Origin of the sequence: Paenibacillus sp. V4I3, assembly GCF_030817215.1 — a bacterium.
In the GTDB taxonomy this organism is placed as follows: Bacteria; Bacillota; Bacilli; order Paenibacillales; family NBRC-103111; genus Paenibacillus_E.
Genome location: NZ_JAUSZA010000001.1, coordinates 3,293,449 through 3,313,533, shown reverse-complemented (window position 1 = coordinate 3,313,533; position 20,085 = coordinate 3,293,449). Strand labels below are relative to the sequence as shown.

Annotated in this window: 24 protein-coding genes and 2 pseudogenes; 4 read left to right on the top strand and 22 right to left on the bottom strand. The window is 41.4% G+C overall.

Features of this window, described 5'->3' with window-relative positions; all coding sequences use genetic code 11:
• Positions 1-91: 91 nt before the first annotated feature.
• The 4 genes from QFZ77_RS15350 to QFZ77_RS15335 all read right to left on the bottom strand — a co-directional run bounded on the left by QFZ77_RS15350 (position 92) and on the right by QFZ77_RS15335 (position 3,499).
• Complete coding sequence (locus QFZ77_RS15350; protein WP_307440863.1) at positions 92-538, bottom strand: c-type cytochrome; 447 nt, start codon at positions 536-538, stop codon at positions 92-94.
• Between the two features lie 44 nt (positions 539-582).
• Positions 583-1,173 (bottom strand): hydrolase, encoded by a 591-nt coding sequence (locus QFZ77_RS15345; RefSeq protein ID WP_307449531.1) that lies wholly within the window; start codon positions 1,171-1,173, stop codon positions 583-585.
• 647 nt (positions 1,174-1,820) lie between these two features.
• Positions 1,821-2,129, bottom strand: coding sequence for a MerR family transcriptional regulator (locus tag QFZ77_RS15340; protein ID WP_307440862.1), 309 nt, complete (start codon positions 2,127-2,129; stop codon positions 1,821-1,823).
• A 440-nt stretch (positions 2,130-2,569) separates the two neighbouring features.
• A complete protein-coding gene (locus QFZ77_RS15335) occupies positions 2,570-3,499 on the bottom strand; it encodes a TniB family NTP-binding protein (protein WP_307440861.1) in 930 nt (309 codons plus the stop codon).
• A 616-nt stretch (positions 3,500-4,115) separates the two neighbouring features.
• On the opposite strand from QFZ77_RS15335, the gene QFZ77_RS15330 reads away from it, so the two are divergent.
• Positions 4,116-4,304 (top strand): hypothetical protein, encoded by a 189-nt coding sequence (locus QFZ77_RS15330; protein ID WP_307440860.1) that lies wholly within the window; start codon positions 4,116-4,118, stop codon positions 4,302-4,304.
• A gap of 82 nt (positions 4,305-4,386) precedes the next feature.
• Here QFZ77_RS15330 and QFZ77_RS15325 read toward each other — a convergent pair whose 3' ends face one another.
• The 3 genes from QFZ77_RS15325 to QFZ77_RS15315 form a co-directional block, all read right to left on the bottom strand.
• The gene (locus tag QFZ77_RS15325; RefSeq protein WP_307440859.1) at positions 4,387-5,229 is read right to left on the bottom strand and encodes a tyrosine-type recombinase/integrase; all 843 of its coding nucleotides are present in this window, start codon (positions 5,227-5,229) and stop codon (positions 4,387-4,389) included.
• Positions 5,230-5,389: 160 nt separating this feature from the next.
• Positions 5,390-6,055, bottom strand: coding sequence for a carboxylesterase family protein (locus QFZ77_RS15320; protein WP_307440858.1), 666 nt, complete (start codon positions 6,053-6,055; stop codon positions 5,390-5,392).
• Between the two features lie 169 nt (positions 6,056-6,224).
• Positions 6,225-6,629, bottom strand: coding sequence for a hypothetical protein (locus tag QFZ77_RS15315; protein WP_307440857.1), 405 nt, complete (start codon positions 6,627-6,629; stop codon positions 6,225-6,227).
• 346 nt (positions 6,630-6,975) lie between these two features.
• On the opposite strand from QFZ77_RS15315, the gene QFZ77_RS15310 reads away from it, so the two are divergent.
• Positions 6,976-7,410: a hypothetical protein gene (locus QFZ77_RS15310; RefSeq protein ID WP_307440856.1), complete on the top strand. Its 435-nt coding sequence runs from the start codon at positions 6,976-6,978 to the stop codon at positions 7,408-7,410.
• On the opposite strand, the gene QFZ77_RS15305 is transcribed toward QFZ77_RS15310, so the two are convergent.
• The 12 genes and pseudogenes from QFZ77_RS15305 to QFZ77_RS15250 form a co-directional block, all read right to left on the bottom strand.
• Positions 7,368-7,544, bottom strand: a complete 177-nt coding sequence (locus QFZ77_RS15305) for a GNAT family N-acetyltransferase (protein ID WP_307449528.1) — start codon at positions 7,542-7,544, stop codon at positions 7,368-7,370. The genes QFZ77_RS15310 and QFZ77_RS15305 overlap by 43 nt on opposite strands.
• A 282-nt stretch (positions 7,545-7,826) precedes the next feature.
• Positions 7,827-8,603, bottom strand: a complete 777-nt coding sequence (locus QFZ77_RS15300) for a Cof-type HAD-IIB family hydrolase (RefSeq protein WP_307440855.1) — start codon at positions 8,601-8,603, stop codon at positions 7,827-7,829.
• Between the two features lie 277 nt (positions 8,604-8,880).
• Positions 8,881-9,069: a hypothetical protein gene (locus QFZ77_RS15295; RefSeq protein ID WP_307440854.1), complete on the bottom strand. Its 189-nt coding sequence runs from the start codon at positions 9,067-9,069 to the stop codon at positions 8,881-8,883.
• A gap of 330 nt (positions 9,070-9,399) precedes the next feature.
• On the bottom strand, positions 9,400-9,906 hold the full coding sequence (locus QFZ77_RS15290; RefSeq protein ID WP_307440853.1) for a 3'-5' exonuclease: 507 nt from the start codon (positions 9,904-9,906) through the stop codon (positions 9,400-9,402).
• 244 nt (positions 9,907-10,150) lie between these two features.
• Positions 10,151-10,612 (bottom strand): DinB family protein, encoded by a 462-nt coding sequence (locus QFZ77_RS15285; protein WP_307440852.1) that lies wholly within the window; start codon positions 10,610-10,612, stop codon positions 10,151-10,153.
• On the bottom strand, positions 10,609-10,833 hold the full coding sequence (locus QFZ77_RS15280; RefSeq protein ID WP_307450109.1) for a hypothetical protein: 225 nt from the start codon (positions 10,831-10,833) through the stop codon (positions 10,609-10,611). Before QFZ77_RS15280 ends, QFZ77_RS15285 begins: the two co-directional genes overlap by 4 nt.
• Before the next feature lie 126 nt (positions 10,834-10,959).
• Positions 10,960-11,402: pseudogene (gene msrA / locus QFZ77_RS15275) on the bottom strand (peptide-methionine (S)-S-oxide reductase MsrA); the annotation flags it as partial.
• Positions 11,403-11,643: 241 nt separating this feature from the next.
• A complete protein-coding gene (locus QFZ77_RS15270) occupies positions 11,644-12,480 on the bottom strand; it encodes an SDR family NAD(P)-dependent oxidoreductase (RefSeq protein WP_307440851.1) in 837 nt (278 codons plus the stop codon).
• Positions 12,481-12,522: 42 nt separating this feature from the next.
• Positions 12,523-13,215 carry an MFS transporter gene (locus QFZ77_RS15265; protein ID WP_307440850.1) on the bottom strand — a complete coding sequence of 231 codons (693 nt, stop codon included), beginning with the start codon at positions 13,213-13,215 and terminating at the stop codon, positions 12,523-12,525.
• A 47-nt stretch (positions 13,216-13,262) separates the two neighbouring features.
• Positions 13,263-13,475 carry a hypothetical protein gene (locus tag QFZ77_RS15260; RefSeq protein WP_307440849.1) on the bottom strand — a complete coding sequence of 71 codons (213 nt, stop codon included), beginning with the start codon at positions 13,473-13,475 and terminating at the stop codon, positions 13,263-13,265.
• The gene (locus QFZ77_RS15255; RefSeq protein WP_307440848.1) at positions 13,472-14,902 is read right to left on the bottom strand and encodes an aldehyde dehydrogenase family protein; all 1,431 of its coding nucleotides are present in this window, start codon (positions 14,900-14,902) and stop codon (positions 13,472-13,474) included. The genes QFZ77_RS15260 and QFZ77_RS15255 overlap by 4 nt, the downstream gene beginning before the upstream one ends.
• 154 nt (positions 14,903-15,056) lie before the next feature.
• Positions 15,057-16,430: an MFS transporter gene (locus tag QFZ77_RS15250; RefSeq protein WP_373462604.1), complete on the bottom strand. Its 1,374-nt coding sequence runs from the start codon at positions 16,428-16,430 to the stop codon at positions 15,057-15,059.
• Between the two features lie 242 nt (positions 16,431-16,672).
• Between QFZ77_RS15250 and QFZ77_RS15245 the strand changes: the two genes are divergently transcribed.
• Positions 16,673-17,590, top strand: coding sequence for an AraC family transcriptional regulator (locus QFZ77_RS15245; protein WP_307440847.1), 918 nt, complete (start codon positions 16,673-16,675; stop codon positions 17,588-17,590).
• Between the two features lie 516 nt (positions 17,591-18,106).
• On the opposite strand, the gene QFZ77_RS15240 is transcribed toward QFZ77_RS15245, so the two are convergent.
• The 3 genes and pseudogenes from QFZ77_RS15240 to QFZ77_RS15235 form a co-directional block, all read right to left on the bottom strand.
• On the bottom strand, positions 18,107-18,319 hold the full coding sequence (locus QFZ77_RS15240; protein WP_307440846.1) for a hypothetical protein: 213 nt from the start codon (positions 18,317-18,319) through the stop codon (positions 18,107-18,109).
• Between the two features lie 75 nt (positions 18,320-18,394).
• Positions 18,395-18,586 (bottom strand): annotated as a pseudogene (locus QFZ77_RS37810) (helix-turn-helix domain-containing protein); the annotation flags it as partial.
• A gap of 625 nt (positions 18,587-19,211) precedes the next feature.
• Positions 19,212-19,439, bottom strand: a complete 228-nt coding sequence (locus tag QFZ77_RS15235; RefSeq protein ID WP_307440845.1) for a DNA cytosine methyltransferase — start codon at positions 19,437-19,439, stop codon at positions 19,212-19,214.
• A gap of 210 nt (positions 19,440-19,649) precedes the next feature.
• On the opposite strand from QFZ77_RS15235, the gene QFZ77_RS15230 reads away from it, so the two are divergent.
• A complete protein-coding gene (locus QFZ77_RS15230) occupies positions 19,650-20,069 on the top strand; it encodes a DoxX family protein (protein WP_307440844.1) in 420 nt (139 codons plus the stop codon).
• The last annotated feature ends 16 nt before the right edge of the window (positions 20,070-20,085 follow it).

Sequence of the window (20,085 nt, the reverse complement as noted above, 5' to 3'; positions counted from 1 at the left end):
TTTTAATTTGACGATTACCTTATTACAGTTGGGATGGGCGCCACATGGTCAACACTATTTACTTATTTAGCTATTAATCTGACTATCTTTTTTATTTTTTGGCTGCTAGCCAGCTTGCCAACGTTTCAATTTCTTGCTTGTTCAGTTTATCTTTGAAAGGTGGCATTGTGTTCCCATTAGTGATTTGGTTAATGATTTTTTCTTTGCTTAAACGCGCACCTACTTTTTGCAAATTGGGACCAATCATTCTCCCTTCCAACTCTGCACCATGACAGGCTATACAATTTTGTTTGAAGATGATTGACGCATCAAGCGCTGCCGTTGTTGGAGCTGCCGTTATGCTTTCACTAGGACTGGGATTTGCCTGATTTGCTTGGCCAACATTTTCCGGCGAGCTTGTTGGAACAGATGGCTCAGAAGGCCTAGAATCCGCGGATGGATTTAGGCTTTCTGAAGGCGTCTCATCCGTTTTTTTACATGCGGCTAACGATACGGAAATGGCAAGCGCTAACAGCAGAACTGGCGTCTTCTTAAACATAAATCTGATAGACCCCCTCTTTTAAAAATTTTGATTTTCTTCGATTAATGTCCTTCTTTTCCACCAAACATTTCTTGCGAGTAAATAATGCCTAATCCGTATGCTCCGCCGTGTTCTTTGGCAATATCCGTTGTGGCTTTGTAAGTTTCGGAACGAGCCCAGTCACGTTGCAATTCTAGTAAATACTGCTCCCAGGTGATTGGGGTAGCGCCGGCTTGAATCATGCGCTTAATAGCCATATCGTGAGCTTCTTTGGATACACCGCCTGAAGTATCGGTAACGATATACACCTCATATCCTTGATCGATCGCGGAAAGTACGGCTGTCAAGTCGCATACCTCAGTCCAAAGACCAGAAACCACGAGTTTATTATTGCCATAACTGTTCAATTTATCGACGACTCTTTGATCTTCCATAGCATTCATTGTCGTACGGTCAATTGGCTGCTGATCAGGGAATACCGCTTGGATTTCCGGGAAAATCGGTCCGCTGAAAGACTTCGAAGCTACCGTCGTCAGAACGGTTGGAACGTTGAAAGCTTTCGCTGCTTTGGCAAGTCCAGTCACGTTATTGCGCAGCGTCGCGATGTCTATAGACGAAGTACCAAAAGCCATTTGCGGTTGGTGGTCGATCATGAGTAACGTATGGTTCGTCGGTGTTAACAATCTTGGTGATGGAACAGCCTTTGAATGAAGTGCTGTATGAGCTTGGCTAGTCGCGGCAGCAGGTGTATTCGCTTTTGATCCGATCATAGAGCCACATGCGCTTGTGGATACTACGACAGTTAAAAGTGCTAGCGTTGTTACTGTGCGTCCTGTAAGAAATTTTTTCATGGTTGTTAGCTCCTTTTCGTTTTTTGTGAAAAAAATCTTTAATTTAAGTATCTTTATTTTGAGATATTTGACATTCAGTTAATAACAAAAAAACATATTGTGTATTAAACGCGAACAAACTTTGTCCCCCTATAAACCCTCACCTCTCAACTATTTTAATTGATACATTGTGTCAGGAATCTAGTTTACATTTATTATAATATATACTTACATTAAATTAGTCAATATATTTTAATTAGTTAATTGCTATCTATTTAATGGGTACAAAAGCCCTGCTTAAGCACCCTCTGAGTACATGGATTTTAAATCGTTAATCCAAACATGAACTCCATTTGATGTGGAGCGATCCCATCCGACTATATCTGGTTGAGGTTGTGGTCAACATGCAGCATAACTTCCCTCTAAAGCGAATAAAGCTGCCAAGTGACAGCCCTCTCCGCCTGTGTCAATTACCTTATGTCCCCCTTGGGACTAGAAATTAATCTCTCTGCAACCTTCTGATTTACTTGGAGAAATCTCATCATCTCCTCCTTAGTCATATAAGTTTCCCTTTTATTTTGATATCGCTCTACGGATTCCCTTCTAACTAATACAGTTTTATTCTTATTAGTGAAACTTACAATCCCTTCAAGATCTCCATCTTCAATAAGAGAAACAATACCTGCTAATGTCATTCTAAGAATTTTAGCAGCATGACTCCCAGTCAAAATAATGCTGGTATTATTGCCAGATATTTTAGTTAGAGTATTATATGGCATTAAGCCCTCTTTCCAATTATCAACTATATAGGTTTCGAACTCCTTTGTTCCCTTTTTTACACAATTGTATTTTTATGTAGAAGAATGCATAAGTGGTTTTTTGAAACAAAAACTACAATAAATTTTGAAACATTTACAATAAATTATGAAAAATCACAAATGTGTGGTGTCATATTTATTGAGAAAAATGGATTAAAAATTATTGATTTATCAAGGGCTAATTTCATATTTACTGAGAAAAAAGAAGGTAATCATTGTTTAAATAGCGGTATTTTTCATAATTATTGCGAAAAACCGCATATGGCCTTATACATTATTTATGCATGAAATGCATAACATTTTCGCTTCCCTAATGTTACCCCGAATGACTCCCTAGACACAAAAAAAAGTACTTAGCCATAGACTTATAAAGTCAATGTTTAAGTACTTTTTATATTCTCTTAAATAAATTTCTCCATTTTTGATTTTCTTCTATATTGCCCAGTATGCAACTCTTGATCGTCTAGCAGAACAAAATCTAAATTCCTAGAATTCTGTGAACTTCTACTAAGCAAATTACAAGTTTTTATTATGTGCCAATCTGTAAGTCGGTCCTCTTCAAAAGCCAATCTAGTTGCTTTAATAATTATCTCTTTAGTATAGCCTGGGAGTCCGTCGGTCGTAAGATACAATTTTTCGATCGCTTGTTCCGTAAGCCATAATTTTTCTGAGAATGGCAAGTAAGAATCAATTGTTTGAAGAAATAAGGCATACTCATCTTCATCTAATGGAGATAACGTTACCCTAGATAGAACCCTACTAGCGAATGCTGCATTATGAAGTAGTAATCTATTAGATACTTCTAAACCAGATAAAATAACAGAAACTTGTAAATTGTCAAATAGCATTCTAAGCCATTCGACGGAATCACTATGTATCCTTAGCGAAGTAGCATCGAAAAGATGCTCAATATCATCGAGCATAATTAATTCAATACCAAGTTGTGTAATCGACTCAACAACTTTGTTTGTCATTGATGATAAAGAGAGATTGTTACGATAATTAACATCCATTTGTTCTAATAGACTTATTGCTAACTCCCTTGGTTTTGCATGAAGTGGTGACTTCAAATAAAGTATTGGAAAAACTGAATCACCATTATATCTCTCCAAATACTTATTTTTGTAATAAGACAACAGAGCTGACTTTCCACTACCAGAGGATCCAGTCAATAAAAGATTATTAGGACATCCAATTTTTGAGGAGTTATGGCACTCAGAAATGGCGTCAATCACTTTCCTAAATTCGATATGTTTAATTACAGAGCCCTTTATCCTTGTAATTGTTTTAACATAGTCATTACTACTGAAATCACTTGAAATAGCTAACAACACTTTTCCCACCTTAAATATCGTACTTAATTATTTTACATCCAAGTATTCCCAAAACTTAATCTTTTAAACCGATTCCATCTAAGAACTTTTACGATACGATCATGATAACTTTAGATAAAAGAAATAATGGCCATTCTAACTTCGAGGATTTAACACTCCTGAATTATGTTACTTATTAGTCCTTCTCATACTCGTTTTACTATAAATAATGCATAAATTCCGCCATTCACGAGAAATTCACTCCTAGTAACCCCAACTCCATAAAACTGTTTTGAGTGGGTTAAGTATTTTGTTGAGTTTATGGACTACAAGCAACCTAAAAGTTTTATTGCCGTGATGGGCAACCTTGATAACATCATTATTTTACATGCATTTTTGTAACTTAACCCATAAGTTTGCCGTTTTGGAATGCTTATGCTTCCAATTTACCACGGCAAACTTATGCTTCCAAATAATAAATCAGATATGATATTCAAAGACTTCTATGTAGTTAATTAGATAATTCATTTGTTATTTACATTTTTTTCTATATATGTTCTAATCTAAATAGATAATAAAGAGACACCATTTATAGATTGTTCAATGATGGATACATTCTGGAGGGTCTTTAGTAATGAATAAAACGTTGTCTACCGATATAGAACTATTCGCCGCAGCATTATCACAAGTATATGTTGTTGTAAGCAAAGATGAAATGCTCGACAATGCTGGAATTATTCGCGAATATTGCAAGGATTTCGTGAGAGTCGGAGACTCATGGTTCGCTCGAAATACGTATCAATTCAATGTAATAATTAAATAACATATAACAGTAGTCTATCATTATAGCATTGAGCTAATCGTCGCCCTCTTTGTCTTGAGTAAAGACAATACATTTATTAGGCTTAAAAATAACGACGATATAATTCTCTCCTACGCTCACCGCGCAGTTGGGCGTAAATTTGAGTTGTAGATGCTTTCTCATGTCCGAGCATCCCCTGAATAAATTCTAAAGGTGCACCGTTATCTAACAATTGGCAGGCATAAGTATGACGGAATCGGTGTGGATATACATTCGCAGTAATATCACCACGTTTAGCAAGCTTTTTCAAAGACCAACGTATCGTTGGAATCGACAATCGACGGACAGGATTCGTTTCGGTGACAAACAATGCTTTACAAGTATCATTTCTGCTTTCCATGTACCTCTTAAGCCAAACCTTACACTCCGTAGTAAAATAAACCTCTCTTTGTTTGGATCCCTTACCATTTACAATAGCAGAACAGTTTTCCCAGTTGATATCTTCAAGGTTTATTTTCTGAACTTCTCCAACGCGGCATCCTGTGCAATATAGAAACTCTAATAATGCGTGCTCTCTATGAGATCGACAGGTAATCTTAAGATGAATTACGTCCTCTTCAATCAGAAATTTCGGAATTCGTTTGTCCATCTTTGGTTCTCTCAACTTAATAGACGGATTCCGAGTGAGATGTCCTTCTTCAAATGCAAAACGGAAAAGGGAACGCACAAATCGAATTCGATGGCCTAAACTACTAGGTTTTAATCTCTCTGATACCCTAGCCAAATAGTCTTTAAGTAAGACTAGAGATATTTCCTCTAGTTCAAGATCACCAAGATCAAGAACTAACATTTTTAATTGTAAAGCGTATGCTTTCATTGTGTGCGAACTAAATCCCAAAATACGTTTATCAGCTTCGTACAGCATCCACAGATCCTTCAAATTCATAATAAAAACCCTCCCAAGTTTTGTTAACTCTAGTTTTGCTAGAAATAGGAGGGTTTAATCTTATATTCAATTTTAAACTATCGATTACCGTCATCCGACTGTGCAACAAGTCAGCGAATTTTATTGAAGTAACGTTACCCGTTAGTTGAATCACCAAAGATCATATTTTTCTTTTATGATTCAACAACCAAGTATACAGTTCTGTAGTATTAAATGTTTCGTGCATTACTCGGTGATCATGCTTTAGTCCGGCGTAGTAAGTAAATTTTACATTTCCACCGATACTTGTTAAAGCCTTAACCATATCCTCTGTTCCTGAAACCGGGACAACATCGTCGTCTACACAATGAAAAGCCCATATAGGTACATCTTTTAATAACATTGTCTTATCCGAATCGAACCACCCTGAAATTGGAACTACAGCTGAAAAAAATTCTGGCGATCTTGAAGCGAAATCCCATGTACCGTTTCCACCCATACTAAATCCAGTTACATATACCCTGTCAGAATCAACTCGATAATTCGTTATTATTTCATCAACCAACGCTTTGATTGAATGATATTCCAATGTCCAATTAGAGTCGGATGGACATTGTGGAGTAACTACAATAAAAGGGAAGTCTTGTTTGCTTTCTGCAATCCAAGTAAGCCCGTAACCATCTAGCACACTAATATCCTCTCCACGTTTTTTAATGCCGTGGAGAAACAAAATTAATGGATACTTGTTGTCTTTTTTTGATTCATAATCGTGTGGTAGAAACAACTGATAATTTACACTCATATTCCTAGGTGCTTCTTTGTGAAACGTATAATTTTTAACTGGCATTTTTCGCTCCCCCTCTAATAATAAATTGGAAGAATTATACTCCCACCTGAGAAAGGAGTCAATAGAATTGTTTAACATTACTGCCCTTTAGCTTAACGCTAAACAGGGAGCAGTTACCGCACGGCGATCTGCTCCCTGTTTGTTGCGCTATCGTTCTGCGTTAGTTTAATCACCGCCGTAGCTCCTTTTGGTACTTCATAAAAGCTGTAAGATTGTCTGAGCCTCCAAGAAACAACCCTCCAAGAATTGCCATTACAACAGTAATTATCAACATCAACCATCCACTAAAAGCCTGTAAGATTCCAGCTTGTTTTAATAAATAAAATAGACCTGCCAAAATATCCTGAAATAGCAAAAACGGGATTATAAACTCTGTCCACTTATATCCCTTGTAGAATAAGTATGAGAATAAGGAAAATAACCCCAAGGAAACGAGTTGTTTGAATACATTTTCAAACCCATTGGTCAGAATGTAATGTATAAAATTGAACACTTCAACAGCAAGAACAATAATGATGATGGAAAATACCAATTTTCTTCCTTTTTTGATTTGTTCGTCATCAAAATAATTCATGATTTACCGCCCTATCTTTTTCGCAAGGTTAAAAAATTACGTATTAGTAATATTCCCAATAGTTTACAAGCTAGTCGCCATGCGGAATGGTTGTTATTGTTGCGCAAACGTTTCCGTTAGTTGAACGAAGTAAAAAATCAGAAGATATCCATGCATATCTTGCACTGCACCACAGAGAATGAAAGTTAATTAGTTCTTTCATTGGTAGTTGAACACAGTTCAAGGAAATTTCTTACATAAATTTGTTTGTTAAGAAGCAACATAACCATGAGGTGTAGATTATGTCAAAATAAGTATAACTATCTTTGAGTGTTCTTTCATTAAATAAATGTAAAGGGAGAATGATATGATAAGATTTTTAATAATGTTACTTTTGACAATGATGATTTTATCTGGATGCTCTACTTCTAAAGAAATTACTATGCCAATGATAAATGACATTGATTCTGTTCAGTATGTTATACCCCTTGAATCCATTCAAATTCCGCCACTCAATCCAGCTGAGAAAAGAGATAAAGAAATTATTGAAAAGATTCTAGCTTGGTTAAGCAAATCCAAGGTATTAGGATATAAGGAAAGTTTCCCTTCAAAATCAATACCACCAAATTATTTATCAGTAAAATTAATCAACGGTAAATTTATCAGAATATCCCCAGCAATACATGGAAAAGGAATAGTTGAAGTTACAACAACTCCTGAAGTGTTTCGAGTGCTTGCTCCTGAACTCAATAATTGGATTCATATGGATTGGAAGCAAGACCTCATATCCCAAAAACAATGAAAAAGCTGTAATCGGGTCGCTTTGTTCGCTAAGTCAATGGCATGCTGCATAAGCTTCCGACCTACACCCATATTCCTATGTAATGGCGATGCATATAACGCATCTATTCGAAGTACGGGATACCCTTTGGATATTGAAAAGCTCCATGAAAGTACAATAAATCTTACGTACTCTTGGTCATGCTTAGCTAATGTTATGACTTATAAAGTTATTTAGGATTTGTTCACATTCCCCTAACGGCTCGGGAGATGAATCAGATTCGTCAACTCCATTGGAAGAAGAATTTATTTAGCCAGCTATCAAGTCTTTAACATTAGGTACAATGGACTCATTCAAGAGGCTGTCGTTCATGTTGATAGCCTTTAAGAGTGTCTGTTGAGCTCTCGTTTCCGTTAGTTAAATGATGGATGACTGAATTATATTATTCCGAACTGTGTCAGAGCAAAGTGTATACCATCTTCGCTTGCTTTTTTGGTAACGAAATCTGCTTTTTGTTTAAGCTTTTCATCACCGTTTCCCATAGCAATCCCCAAACCTACAAACTCTAACATATCCAAATCGTTTCCACCATCTCCAAATGCAATTGAATTGCAAACGTCAATTTTGTAATAATCCAGCACTTTTTTAATTGCTTGCGATTTAGATACAATTTGGGTTTCAAGGACGTTCATTACATAACCGTGGAAACGTACAAACTGAAGTTGCGGAAAGTTATCAATAAATTTTTCAGTTTCACTCTCATCAGCATACAAACATATACAGTAAATCTCCTCTGGCAGTGTGTTTAATTTGCTAGGATAATCTACAAGACCAAGAGTCTCTGCTAGAGCATTTCTAACACGTTTCTCTTCTACACCGATGCCGTTCATTGAAATTGAATCTGTAAAGTAGGAAATACCGTGTCCGTGTAACTCGGCAAAACTCGACAGATCATGAACAGTCTTTTGAGATATTACCGACTTATAAATAACTTCGCTTTGGTTTTTCACAAGAGCGCCATTAGACGAGATTAATGTATCAATACCTAGTGAAATCAGTTCTTCACATAAATTATGCGGTCTACCTGTTGCAACTACGACCTTAATGCCTTCTTCATGAAGTCTCTTAATCGCCACTTTTGTACTTTTAGGGATTACTCTATCCACTTCACTGTATAACGTACCATCAACATCAAAAAACACTATTTTATACATTCTGCACGAATCCCCCTATTACTATCTCTTTCATTATAAAAAATGACAGTAATAGTTGCAAAGCCATGCATCCAATATTTTTCGTCCACTTTGCCGCCACACTGATCAATCGATCTGCATATCCTGGCTAAATCTAGTTCAGACTTACAGGTTTCGTAATGAAATGAAAGGCAGATGTTCTCAAGATTCATAAATCACCCTTGTACAAAAGATTAATTAACGTAAAAAAAGAACTATTCCAGATCGCAGCCAAAGCGACCGAAATAGATAGACAGCCCTACACTTCCGCTGAAGGATATTCAGCTTTTAATTCTTCAACGGTGCCGAATTTAGGAGTTTCAAAGATCAATTTCGCCGGTGCCTTGTCGGTTTTATTTTTGACAATATGGCCATAATATTTGCCAGATTTTTCAAATACGAACATAGTCTTATCCTTTTCCTTGAGTAAAGGGTATTTATCGATCATGAGGGCACTCTCCTCTCTAAGATAGATAAATCAACGGATTTGATTCATCTATCTTCATTATTACGTCTCAAACATGTATCCGTATTTATCTCATTTATTGATCAAATAAGTCTCAACAATAATCATTACTGATACCTCTTGTGGGTAACAATTATAAATGAGACTAAAAAGCACCCAAATGGGTGCTTTTTTGAATGTCTATTTGAGATTTCGAACGATTATAAATGAGATTTATTGATATATACTTAATTATAAACGAGACTATATTTACAATTCAACCTAGAAACCAATTTTATCCTTCCTCTTGTTTCCTTAGCTATTAGTTTAAGTTTACATTTTATGCACATTATCCACCCCAAACCACTTTACTGCTTGAGCAACGATATAGTCATTAGGATTATGATAGAAAACAATTAGATTTTCCTTTGCCCTTGTGCAACAAACATAAAAAATCTTTTTAGTTCTTAAAAATACTGATTCGTTTTCAGTTTTGTTACTAAACAAGTATTCAAAATTGAATTTATTCCACTTACCATTGTCTAACACAACAAATACATTTTCAAATTCAGAACCCTTAATTTTATGTTGCGTTGAAAACGGAGTAAAGCCCTCGAGATAATAATACAAATTTTGGAATTCTTGATATTTCACATCTTTGACCCTACTATAGACGTATTCATTTTCTTTAATATATTTATTGTAACTATCATCTTTAATGCACAATCCGTTACTATCAGCGAATTCAACTACATCTTCAATACTACTCTCAGACATTTTCTCAAGTGCTGAAACAATATTATAGATCTCTATCTTATGCTCAACTGTTAGCGGGCGCATCGGCGATAATTTCTCGCTTTGCTTCTTCTAGTTCTTGATTTAATAGCATAGTCAGTTCTCCTTTAGTTTCTTGTCGTATTTTACACCAACTTTTACCGTTTTGGAATCTCTTTTTCTCTTTTTCTCTTTTTTAAGGTTGCTGCGAACTGAACAATAATCATCATTAAAGTGATTGCAATCATTATCGTGTTGAAGGCGGGCATATGGTTCGTCGTTGGCAGTAATCAAAGAAGCATCGTTCGCCTTAAGAAGCTTGCAGTGCTTTCAGCATAGCATTGACAAATCCGACATGGTCAAGCATATGCAGCTCCGTGGACACGATCAGCTCGCCGATCGTTTGCGCCTTCAGGAAGTTCTCCGGCACGGGCTCGTCCAGCCTGTCCTTCAAAGTCTCGCGGATAAGGAACGCTAGAGCCTTGAGCTGCGAGATCAAGTCGTCCCACGCTGGTGGCTCTTCCTGCCAATCCGCGGGCTTCGTGCCGTAGGCGAACAACGCCTGGTACCGTCCCGTCAGGAATGTGAGATGGTTCGAGAGGCTGAACACGTGGAATTCCGTCACCGTCAGCACATGTCCGACATGCCAGTGCAGGTGGTTCTTGAAGCCGTTCGGGATCACGCGGCGTTTGTCCGGCGGGCATTGCTCGACCAATTGTAAAAAGACGTTCAGCCGGCTGTCCAATAGTTCCAAAATAAACTCGTTTCTCATTGTTCATCGTCCCCTTGAAATAGATTGTCATATTTTCCGGATCCGCTTTGTGTCAAGTCGTCCTTAGGAATAAAGTGCAGCGACGCGGAGTTCGTGCAATATCGAAGTCCCGTCGGCTCGGGGCCGTCTTGATCATGCTGCGTGACTTCGACCTGCAGCTTCGTGAGCGACTTCAGCCTTTCCGCTTTGTCGAACCGGGAATACGGACTTTCCAGCGCCATCAGCTCCTGACCCTCGCCCCAGACGCGGTCCAGAAAAGCCTCCCGGCCGGACGCAACGTCGTTGAATTTGTAATCGGACGGATGGGTCCGGTAGATGTCCTGATGGACGTCCTCGGCAGCATAGAACGCGGAGACTGGTAAAATTCTCGTCACGAGCGGCTTCTGAAACTTGCCTTGCGCGGCGAGCGCCCTTTCGACGCTTCCGCCGCCGTCTGCTGTTCCTTGCCGTCGTAGAAGATGACTGAACGATTTTCCGTGCCGCGGTCGGCGAATTGCCCCTCCGCGTCGGTCGGATCCGTTTTGCGCCAGAAGACTTGGAGCAGCTGGTCGTACGAGATACGGCTCGGGTCGTAACGGACCTGCACCTCTTCGAGATGGCCCGCATTTCCGGTAGACTCCTTCTCATAAGTTGGGTCGCTCGTGTGTCCGCCCGTATAGCCGGTGACGACGCTCCGACGCCGTCCAGCTTCTCTAACGGCGCTTCCACGCTCCAGAAGCAGCCTCCAGCGAATACGGCGGTTTTGGTATTCCCGCTTGTCGTCGCCGGTTCCGTGCACCTTGTTACTCATGCCGGAGAATACGGCGGTCTTGGTATCCCCACTTGCCATCGCCGTTTCCGTGAATCGATTCACCTTATTACTCATGCCGGGGCTCAAGACCTGAACAAAATTTGGATTATGAAGGTCGAACGGATAACACCACTTTAATCAATCATGAATGTTGATGGAATCGGAAGAATCCAACTAGATGCTCATTCAAAAGAATAACCCCCCTTTTATGTAATATCGCATAGCCCCCTGTTCTTATATATTAGGAATTGAAGCTGACCGACTCACTTAGGTATCGCCATTTCGCATCGGACTCTGCGCGTGCTCGCTGTTCGGCAGCTGCAATGGCTACAGCATCATTGCCCATTAAGAGACGAAACGGCGGCTCTTCCATGTCAGGTAGTCCTGTAATGACTTCCGCGATCTTGACAGGGTGTCCAGGCTCCTGTCCGGCATGTTCACGAAGCATTTTAGCGAATGCCCCGACGGTCTGCTCATACGGTTCACTGACTGGTGGGATGGTCATTGACGAGCCTGCCCAGTCTGTACGCATGCCTCCTGGTTCGATCACGGTAACCTTGATGCCGAATGGCGCGACCTCTTGAGCTAGTACTTCTGAGAAGCCACCGACCGCCCATTTGGCACTTTGATAAGCTGCCAGCCCAGCGGTCCCAATCCGTCCGCCTATCGATGAAATCTGAATGATGTTCCCGCCACCTTGTTTACGCATGATCGGCAGCACCGCTTTTGTCAGATAGACTACGCCATAAAAATTCGTGTTCATCTGGGCATGAAAATCATCGTGTGTCACATCTTCAATGGAAGCCATGTCTCCGTAGCCGGCATTGTTTACGACGACATCCAGTCGCCCGAATACTTCAATCGCTTGCTCAACAGCTTTAATTACTGCCTTCTTATCGGTTACGTCCAAGACAAGCGGATGAATTTTGTCACCGTATTGTTCAGCCAAATCTGCCAACGATTTCGGACTACGTGCTGTTGCAATCACATAATCACCTTTTTTCAAAACAGCTTCCGTCAGGCTGCGGCCAAGACCTCTAGAGCTTCCAGTAATAAACCATACTTTTTGAGTTGTCATATATTTTAATCTCCTATACTAATTAATTTAAGTGAATGTTGTTTAGTAACCCATTATCATTGCTGGATTTGGCTCATCACCACTATCCAATTGATCTTCTTCCTTCAACCGTGGTTTGCGAAGAATTAGTGAAAGGGCGACACCAACTGATGCAATACATGCGGAAAGGAAGAACGTATCTCCGTAACCCGCCACTATTGCAGCCAGCGGATTCGCTCCTTCCCCAGCAATTGTTGCGTAAGAAGTAATTTGCGAAGTAAGATACCCAGTAAGTGCTGCAACCGCGAACAAAACGATAACTTGCTGTGCAGCTGTAGTAAGTGGCGTTACGCGGCTAACCAACCGGCGAGGGGCAGAGTTCAGAACATGTGTATTCAGTGGCATCATGGAGAAACTCATCCCAAGTCCTAACGTGCAAATGGACACGATAATAAGCGACAGACTGGTATCAACCGATACACTTGATAAAATAAATAACGCACTAGATACGATGGCTAAACCAATGAAAGCAAGCCGCTTGGCACCGATTTTATAAAATAGACGTCCACTGATTGGCATGCCGATTCCTGCGCAAAGCGCTTGTGGCATTAGAATACAGCCGGTTTCAAGAGCGGTGTAATGCTTCATGCCTTGAAGGTACAGAGGTACAATCAACAACGCACAGAATAATGATAGCTGAACGGTCCAGGTCAAGATTATACTGCGTGTAAAGTCCGAGGATTTGAATACTTTCAATTCCAGAAGTGGATGCTTCTATCGGAGCTCCACGAATATAAATGCAATTAATGCATCACGCCGATCGTTAGCCCTGTAACTGTAGAAGTGGAAGACCAGCTTGTGCCACCTTCGCTCACACCGTAAGCAAGCGTATCGAATGCAATTGGAGAAAGGCACATACCGAGTACATCTAGGCGAGCTGCTTTATGACGATCGGATTTAGGCAGATATTTCAGTCCGAGAAATATTGCAATGATACCTCTTAATTTATCGATCAATATGATTTTTCATATCCCGTAATCGTCTTTGTTTCCAGACATTCTTCAATACCGTATTCGCCATACTCTCGGCCAATACCGGACTGTTTATAACCGCCAAATGGGGCTTTCATTTCATGAAACGCTCCGTTTATGAGGATGGTTCCCGAATTGATTTTGCGAGCAAGCTCATTAGCTTTTTCCAAATTACCGGTATGAATATAGGCTGCAAGCCCATACGACGTATTATTTGCCATTTCAATGGCTTCCTCTTCCGTTTTATAGGTGAGGATCGCTTGTACGGGGCCAAAGATTTCTTCTTTCGCAATCGTCATATCTTCCGTGACATTTGCAAAAAGTGTCGGTTTGACGAAATAGCCGTGCTCCAGACCCTCAGGATTTCCAACTCCGCCCGTAATCAATTCAGCGCCCTCATCGATACCGGTTTGAATGTAGCGTTGAACATTTTCGTACTGCTTTTGTGTCACGATTGGTCCAAGGGTTGTCGTTTCTTCGGTTGGCATTCCTACTTTCACAGCTTCCATAGCCGCTTTAGCAAGCCGTTTGACTTCCTCCAAGCGATGTTCAGGTACAAGTAAGCGGGAGCCATTAATGCATGCCTGACCATTATTAGTTAGCGCTTGTCTTACAGCAACCGGAATTGCTTTTTCAAAATCCACATCATCAAGTAAGACAATCGGGGATTTGCCGCCAAGCTCAAGTGTTACTCGTTTCATAGTATCGACGGCGCCTCTGCGGATCTCTTTCCCCACGCGAGTTGATCCGGTGAAATTAATCATGGCCACGTCTTCGTGGCGAGTCAATTCCGCTCCAACCGTGTTGCCAAAGCCATTGACGATATTAATTACACCTTTAGGCAGCCCTGCTTGGTGGAAGGCTTCAACGATCTCGTCGGTCTGAATCGCGCTCAATTCACTTGGCTTTATAACCACGGTACAACCCGCTGCAATTGCCACTGCTAACTTCGTCGTAATTTGTGAATAGCTCGCGTTCCAAGGCGTGATTATACCGATAACACCCATGGGCTCCTTTACAACTTTCGCGGAAGCCATGTAACGGACAAACTCGAATTTTTCCAATGCTTCCTTAACATCCAAGAAATTATTCGCTGCCAGTTTTACGCGTCCGATCGCCATTCTTCTTGGTGCACCATATTCTTCAATATTTGCTTCGACCATACTATCCATACGTGCCAGAATAGAATCGTGCAATCGTTTAAGCATCTGGGCCCGCTCCTCGATAGAAGTTTGCGAGAAAGTTACAAAAGCCTTTTTCGCGGCTGCAATAGCTGCCCGGGTATCCGATTCATTTCCAAGGATTACTTTGCCGATAATTTCTTTCGTGGACGGATTAATTAGAATTTGTTCGTCCGTCCCTTGTGGTTGAATGAATTCTCCATTGATATAATTTCGATTAATAATTCGCATGATTATATCCCTCCTAATAATTAAAAGACTTAATGACAATTTATTAAGCACTCTAACACATTTACCGCATTTCTAACATTCAAGTTCCCACAGGTCGATGATAGCTTCCAGTTTGAAGGATTGCAGATCATCATCGCGAAGGTGTGAAGTAAACTTATCTTGTTGTTCCCTTGGAGAAATACGCCCTGGCTCCATGTCGCGCCCGCACTCGATTCGCCGGGAGCACTAAGATCAACACCACAACGAGTGAAGCCGTCAGGAATAAGACCGAACCCCCGATCGAGACGGAGATCGCATGGGTAAAAGATGTAGCGGAAGCATCCCCCGAACGTTTCACCGCCTCGAAGACGGAGATCAAAACCGCGAGCCCGAGCGACGATCCAGTCTGATGAGCGACGTTGACGAGCCCTGACGCGGCCCCCGCGTCCTTGGCCTCCACACCAGACAACCCTAACGTCGTGAACGGCTGGAAGATCATCCCTGCCCCGAACCCCATGACGATCAACGGGAAAAACAAATCAGGGAAAAAGCTAGAATCTGCCGATATGAGACTCAGCCAGCTTGTTCCAGCGATCGCGATTACCAATCCGGAAATCAATACTCTAGCATTCCCGAATCGGGCTACAAGCGAAGGCATGGCATACATCATCCCGAACTGAACGACCATAAACGGCATAATCCCAAGTCCCGCCTCCAATGAATTAAAATGAAGGACGTTTTGCAAAAATTGCGGGACGAAGAAAAAGATCGGATAATTGCCGCATAGGAGCAGCAGCCTCCCCAGATAAGCTCCGGATCGCTGTCGGTTCGCGAACAAGCGAAGAGGTGTAACCGGTTCTTTCGCTCGTGCTTCGGTCAGTACGAAAGCTGCTAGCGAAACTACTCCAAGAGCAACCGGGCCCCATACTTCCAGTGCCCCCCACCCGACAGACGCTGCTTGAACGAAGCCGAATGCCAGCGCCGTCATGCCGATTACCGATGTCAAAGCTCCCATAATATCCAGATGACCCTTTGTCGTATCTGTCTCCCGCATATATCGGGGCACCATTAGGAGCAGAGTGATGCCGATCGGCACGTTGAGGAACATCCCGGCGCGCCATGAAATGACGTCCGTAAGCAATCCGCCAACGATTAGACCGACGCTTCCTCCAGCTCCCGACACTGCGCTGTAAATAGCGATCGCCTTCACACGTTCTCGGGCCTCCGAGAAAGTAACAGTCAACAAGGCCAGCGCCGACGGCGTCGCAATCGCTGCCGCCACCCCTTGCAAAGCACGGGCGACAAGTAGCAGCGAAGCAGACGGCGTCAAGCCTGCCAGTATCGATGCCAGCGAGAACAAGGCGATACCCGCGCTGAATGTTTTTCTTCTTCCGAAGATGTCCCCTGCTCGAGCGCCTAATAGCAGGAAGCCGCCGAACGCCAAAATATAAGCGTTCTGCACCCAAGTTAATACTGCCGTCGAAAGATGTAGTGAACGGCCGATTTCAGGTAACGCGGTAATCAAAATAGAACCGTCGAGCACCACCATCAGTTGAGTCGCGATGATCATCAGCAGAATGATCCGTTTCGATTGTTCATTCAAGTGAATAACCTCCCTTTCATGTTCTTAAGGACATTATGGCACGAATCACTTTCGCGAAATAGCTCGTTCCTGCTTAAAATTTGCTCAATCCTGCAAAGTAAAAATTCTTATAATTCGTTAATTGGTTGGCAATCTTCAGGGTAGGATGTATAATAGGAGGATAAAAATAAGAACAGGGTGACGCTCCCATGCAGACGAATTTAGATCAATTATTAGAGAAGGTGGGTTGTCTCAATCTTACGGAGGGGCGAACGGAGACGGCTGTCCCCTTTTTTACGCTGGTACGGCGTAACCGACCGACGGCGATGGCGCCAGGCATTCTCACGCCATCTTTTTGCCTCATCCTACAAGGCACCAAGAAAATCCAACTCGGTCAAGACACGATCTATTATGGTGCGGGCGACTATTTAGTCTCGTTGTTTGATATCCCGGCCTCCGGTCAAGTCATTGGCGCTACGCGGCAATCACCATATATCGGCTTACGCATTGATTTAACGGCGGAAGAAATTGCCTCTGTCATGACGGAAGCTGACATCAATGTGAAACCGCTCAACCAAAAGATGGGACCCGGAGCCTATGTAGGCAAATCCGATGAGCACTTACAGTTCTTATTCATCCGACTGTTGGAGTTGCGGGGCAAGCCCGAATCGGAAATTCATTTTCTGTCTTCGCTGATCAAACGCGAGATGATTTTCCGCTTACTTACGGGAGATTATGGGCACTTGTTTATCCGACGAGTCTTCATGGACCAGCAAAATGAGGGGATCGGCAGAGCAATAGAATGGATCAAGGTGAATTACAACAAAACCTTTACGATCGAAGAGGTTGCGAGATCGTCCAACATGAGCGTATCTGGACTTCATCACAAATTTAAAACTGTCACGACGATGGCTCCTTTGCAATATCAGAAGCAGCTCCGTCTTCAGGAAGCGAGACGCCTCATGCTAAACGGCTCCGCGAACGCGACGGCCGCCGCGCTGGAAGTTGGATACGAGAGCCCGGCTCAATTCAGCCGGGAGTACCGTCGGCATTTCGGGCTTCCTCCGCTTCAAGATATAAAAGCTTTACACAGATTACCAGTACGAGAAGCGTTCGAGACCGGCTAAAAAAAACTTCAATTACGCGAAGCCAATTTCCTGCTTCCACCCCTGAGATTTACGTCCTTGATCTCGATCATTCAAAGTTTCTTCTCACATACATTGAAAAATAAACTTTAAAATAAAAACAGCAGCTGTCTTGGACTGGAGAATAAGTCCAGTATATTGGATTAACGTATCCCGTTAAGCTTAATCGTTGACCCTTACCAACTTACGTTTCAAATTCATCTAATTAAACCAGGTTTTGAGAAAGGTTTTCAGTTACGCATAACAATACAAGTTCTTGTCATCATTCGGCAAACGATATATGTTCTTGTCATTGGCTTTTGACAAGAACATATATCGTTAAAACAAAAAAAGCCGCAACTACGCGACTTTAAGCATATATGTTCTTGTCACCCGACATTTGGCGGAGCCAAACCGAATATTCTGCCGACACTAGCCTAATCCCTTCTTCTTTGGAATTGATTTTGGCGGGACAGCCGAAACTGCAAGCGATACTGCAGCTTCGCGTCTTTAAGCCAATTACACAGCGCGTGAATGTTCGATTTCACTTAGAGAGCCTGTCCTCTCAAGAGACACGAGCGTATAAACAATCCGATTCTGCAGTCGTACACTATTCGTCACCCAAAATTCCCGGTCACTCATAATCGTTTTCAACCATCGACTTATTTTCAACTTTATGAAATCAATAATTTCATCCTGATCGCTAGCCTTTAATTTTTCAAATTGTAACAACACGTTAGCCTCTTTTTCATTGACGCCACTGATTCCGAAAACATTACCTTTAAAACTCTTTGATCCCAAAAGAATCCATTCAACATCCACCTCAAATCCTTCAACAATTGCAAGGATGGTATCGACAGATGGCTTATATTTATCTTGTTCTAACTCACTCAGCGTAGCCTGCGATATTCCAATCCGATTAGAGAAATCAACTTGATTAATCCTATTCAGCTTTCTGATTATCCTAATACGGCTTCCTATTGTTTCGATATGTATCACTCCTGATAAAAAAATAGTCCCGATGATTATTAAAGATCATCGGGACTGACTAAGAGGTTCACGACATTTTTTACTGGTTCATGACTTTTTTTACTGGTTCACGACTTTTTTATCACCAGACAACTTGAAATGGAGTATCTTTTTCTAGTATTAGACCTTCCACTTGAATCACTCCTCCAATATTGCCACTGATGTATAATTTAAGTATAATCCATACGAACAATAGACTCCAGAATCGGATAATAATGGATTAAATTTCCCATCAAATGAACCGAACCTCGCATCGATACTTCACGAATACTTCAACAATTAAACTAAATCTGCACAGCACGGCACGCTTTAGTAGGAAGGATTGTAGTAGCTGCCATCACGGGGACAGATCAAACAAGCCTTAAGGTATTGGAAGCGCTTGCTAACTGGGCTAACTGTTCATGCTTGCCCAACCAACCCTCTTCCTTCAAAACCCCATTCTGGCTAAGGTCAAGGAGATTCCCCGGTCATTTGCGGTTTGTTTGGATCAAGCTATACACCTTGCCGAAACACAAAATGTCGAGACAAGCAAGGGACCATTATGGAACCCAATTGTAACACCGTGAAGCCGGGGATACAGGCTGCCGTACATCATTTAGATCGCAAGGTCCAAAAAATTTGTATATCTATTTGAATTAGAAAAACCCTGGCATGGGCTTCCTCCGATCATTACTCGTGCCTTTGTAATAGCGCTTTTATCAAATTTGGTGATATCTCCATTGAAGATATGTAAACCGATATTATGTCGATAGGTTTTGACTGCATCTTCATCAAGCTCGAGAGCGAATACCACATCAAAACCAGATTCAAGGAATCCCGTCAATGAACTTCAGTCTTCCTTAATTGCCCTATCCCCGATCTTCCATTACCGCATTAAATTCCGGGGAACATGACTTCTTGCATAGAGCATTAAAACTTTCACCAAAAGTCATGCTCGTTTTCATGCGAATATCTATCTTTTCGCAGATTTGCCTCCTTCCTTTTCTTGATATCATAAAGGTGAAAGAAAAAACGGAAGCAAGGAGCTGCCAAAATGAAAACTATTAAAAATTATCGAGGAGCTGTCAAAATGAAAAATATTAAAATCATCAATTGGATTCTTGTGGGCATTGTTGCTTTATATTTCTTAATAACTGCTTTTTCAGATTTGTCTCATACTTCCCAAGTCGTAGAAATTGTCACGAAGTTGGGTTATCCGGAGTACTTTTTGAATATACTTGGAATCGCAAAAGCTCTCGGAATTATTGCGCTGCTTGTTCCAAAATTTAATAGATTAAAAGAGTGGGCGTATGCCGGATTTACGTTCGATGCCATTTCGGCTATTTGGTCAAACATTGCTAGCGGCTACCCTTCGGAAAGCATTGCAGCTGTAGTTGCGATTGTACTTCTTATGGCCTCCTACATTGTGTTTCGCAAACTGAACGAAATCCGTAAGGAACCCGCCTACAAATAGTCGTCCGTTATGAGAG

Bases quoted from the DNA above. Each gene is read 5' to 3' on its own strand.
- QFZ77_RS15350 (WP_307440863.1), bottom strand. From the start codon at position 538: ATGTTTAAGAAGACGCCAGTTCTGCTGTTAGCGCTTGCCATTTCCGTA.
- QFZ77_RS15345 (WP_307449531.1), bottom strand. From the start codon at position 1,173: ATGATCGACCACCAACCGCAAATGGCTTTTGGTACTTCGTCTATAGAC.
- QFZ77_RS15340 (WP_307440862.1), bottom strand. From the start codon at position 2,129: ATGCCATATAATACTCTAACTAAAATATCTGGCAATAATACCAGCATT.
- QFZ77_RS15330 (WP_307440860.1), top strand. From the start codon at position 4,116: ATGAATAAAACGTTGTCTACCGATATAGAACTATTCGCCGCAGCATTA.
- QFZ77_RS15325 (WP_307440859.1), bottom strand. From the start codon at position 5,229: ATGAATTTGAAGGATCTGTGGATGCTGTACGAAGCTGATAAACGTATT.
- QFZ77_RS15320 (WP_307440858.1), bottom strand. From the start codon at position 6,055: ATGCCAGTTAAAAATTATACGTTTCACAAAGAAGCACCTAGGAATATG.
- QFZ77_RS15315 (WP_307440857.1), bottom strand. From the start codon at position 6,629: ATGAATTATTTTGATGACGAACAAATCAAAAAAGGAAGAAAATTGGTA.
- QFZ77_RS15310 (WP_307440856.1), top strand. From the start codon at position 6,976: ATGATAAGATTTTTAATAATGTTACTTTTGACAATGATGATTTTATCT.
- QFZ77_RS15300 (WP_307440855.1), bottom strand. From the start codon at position 8,603: ATGTATAAAATAGTGTTTTTTGATGTTGATGGTACGTTATACAGTGAA.
- QFZ77_RS15295 (WP_307440854.1), bottom strand. From the start codon at position 9,069: ATGATCGATAAATACCCTTTACTCAAGGAAAAGGATAAGACTATGTTC.
- QFZ77_RS15290 (WP_307440853.1), bottom strand. From the start codon at position 9,906: ATGCGCCCGCTAACAGTTGAGCATAAGATAGAGATCTATAATATTGTT.
- QFZ77_RS15285 (WP_307440852.1), bottom strand. From the start codon at position 10,612: ATGAGAAACGAGTTTATTTTGGAACTATTGGACAGCCGGCTGAACGTC.
- QFZ77_RS15280 (WP_307450109.1), bottom strand. From the start codon at position 10,833: ATGGCGCTGGAAAGTCCGTATTCCCGGTTCGACAAAGCGGAAAGGCTG.
- QFZ77_RS15270 (WP_307440851.1), bottom strand. From the start codon at position 12,480: ATGACAACTCAAAAAGTATGGTTTATTACTGGAAGCTCTAGAGGTCTT.
- QFZ77_RS15255 (WP_307440848.1), bottom strand. From the start codon at position 14,902: ATGCGAATTATTAATCGAAATTATATCAATGGAGAATTCATTCAACCA.
- QFZ77_RS15250 (WP_373462604.1), bottom strand. From the start codon at position 16,430: ATGGTGGTGCTCGACGGTTCTATTTTGATTACCGCGTTACCTGAAATC.
- QFZ77_RS15245 (WP_307440847.1), top strand. From the start codon at position 16,673: ATGCAGACGAATTTAGATCAATTATTAGAGAAGGTGGGTTGTCTCAAT.
- QFZ77_RS15230 (WP_307440844.1), top strand. From the start codon at position 19,650: ATGAAAACTATTAAAAATTATCGAGGAGCTGTCAAAATGAAAAATATT.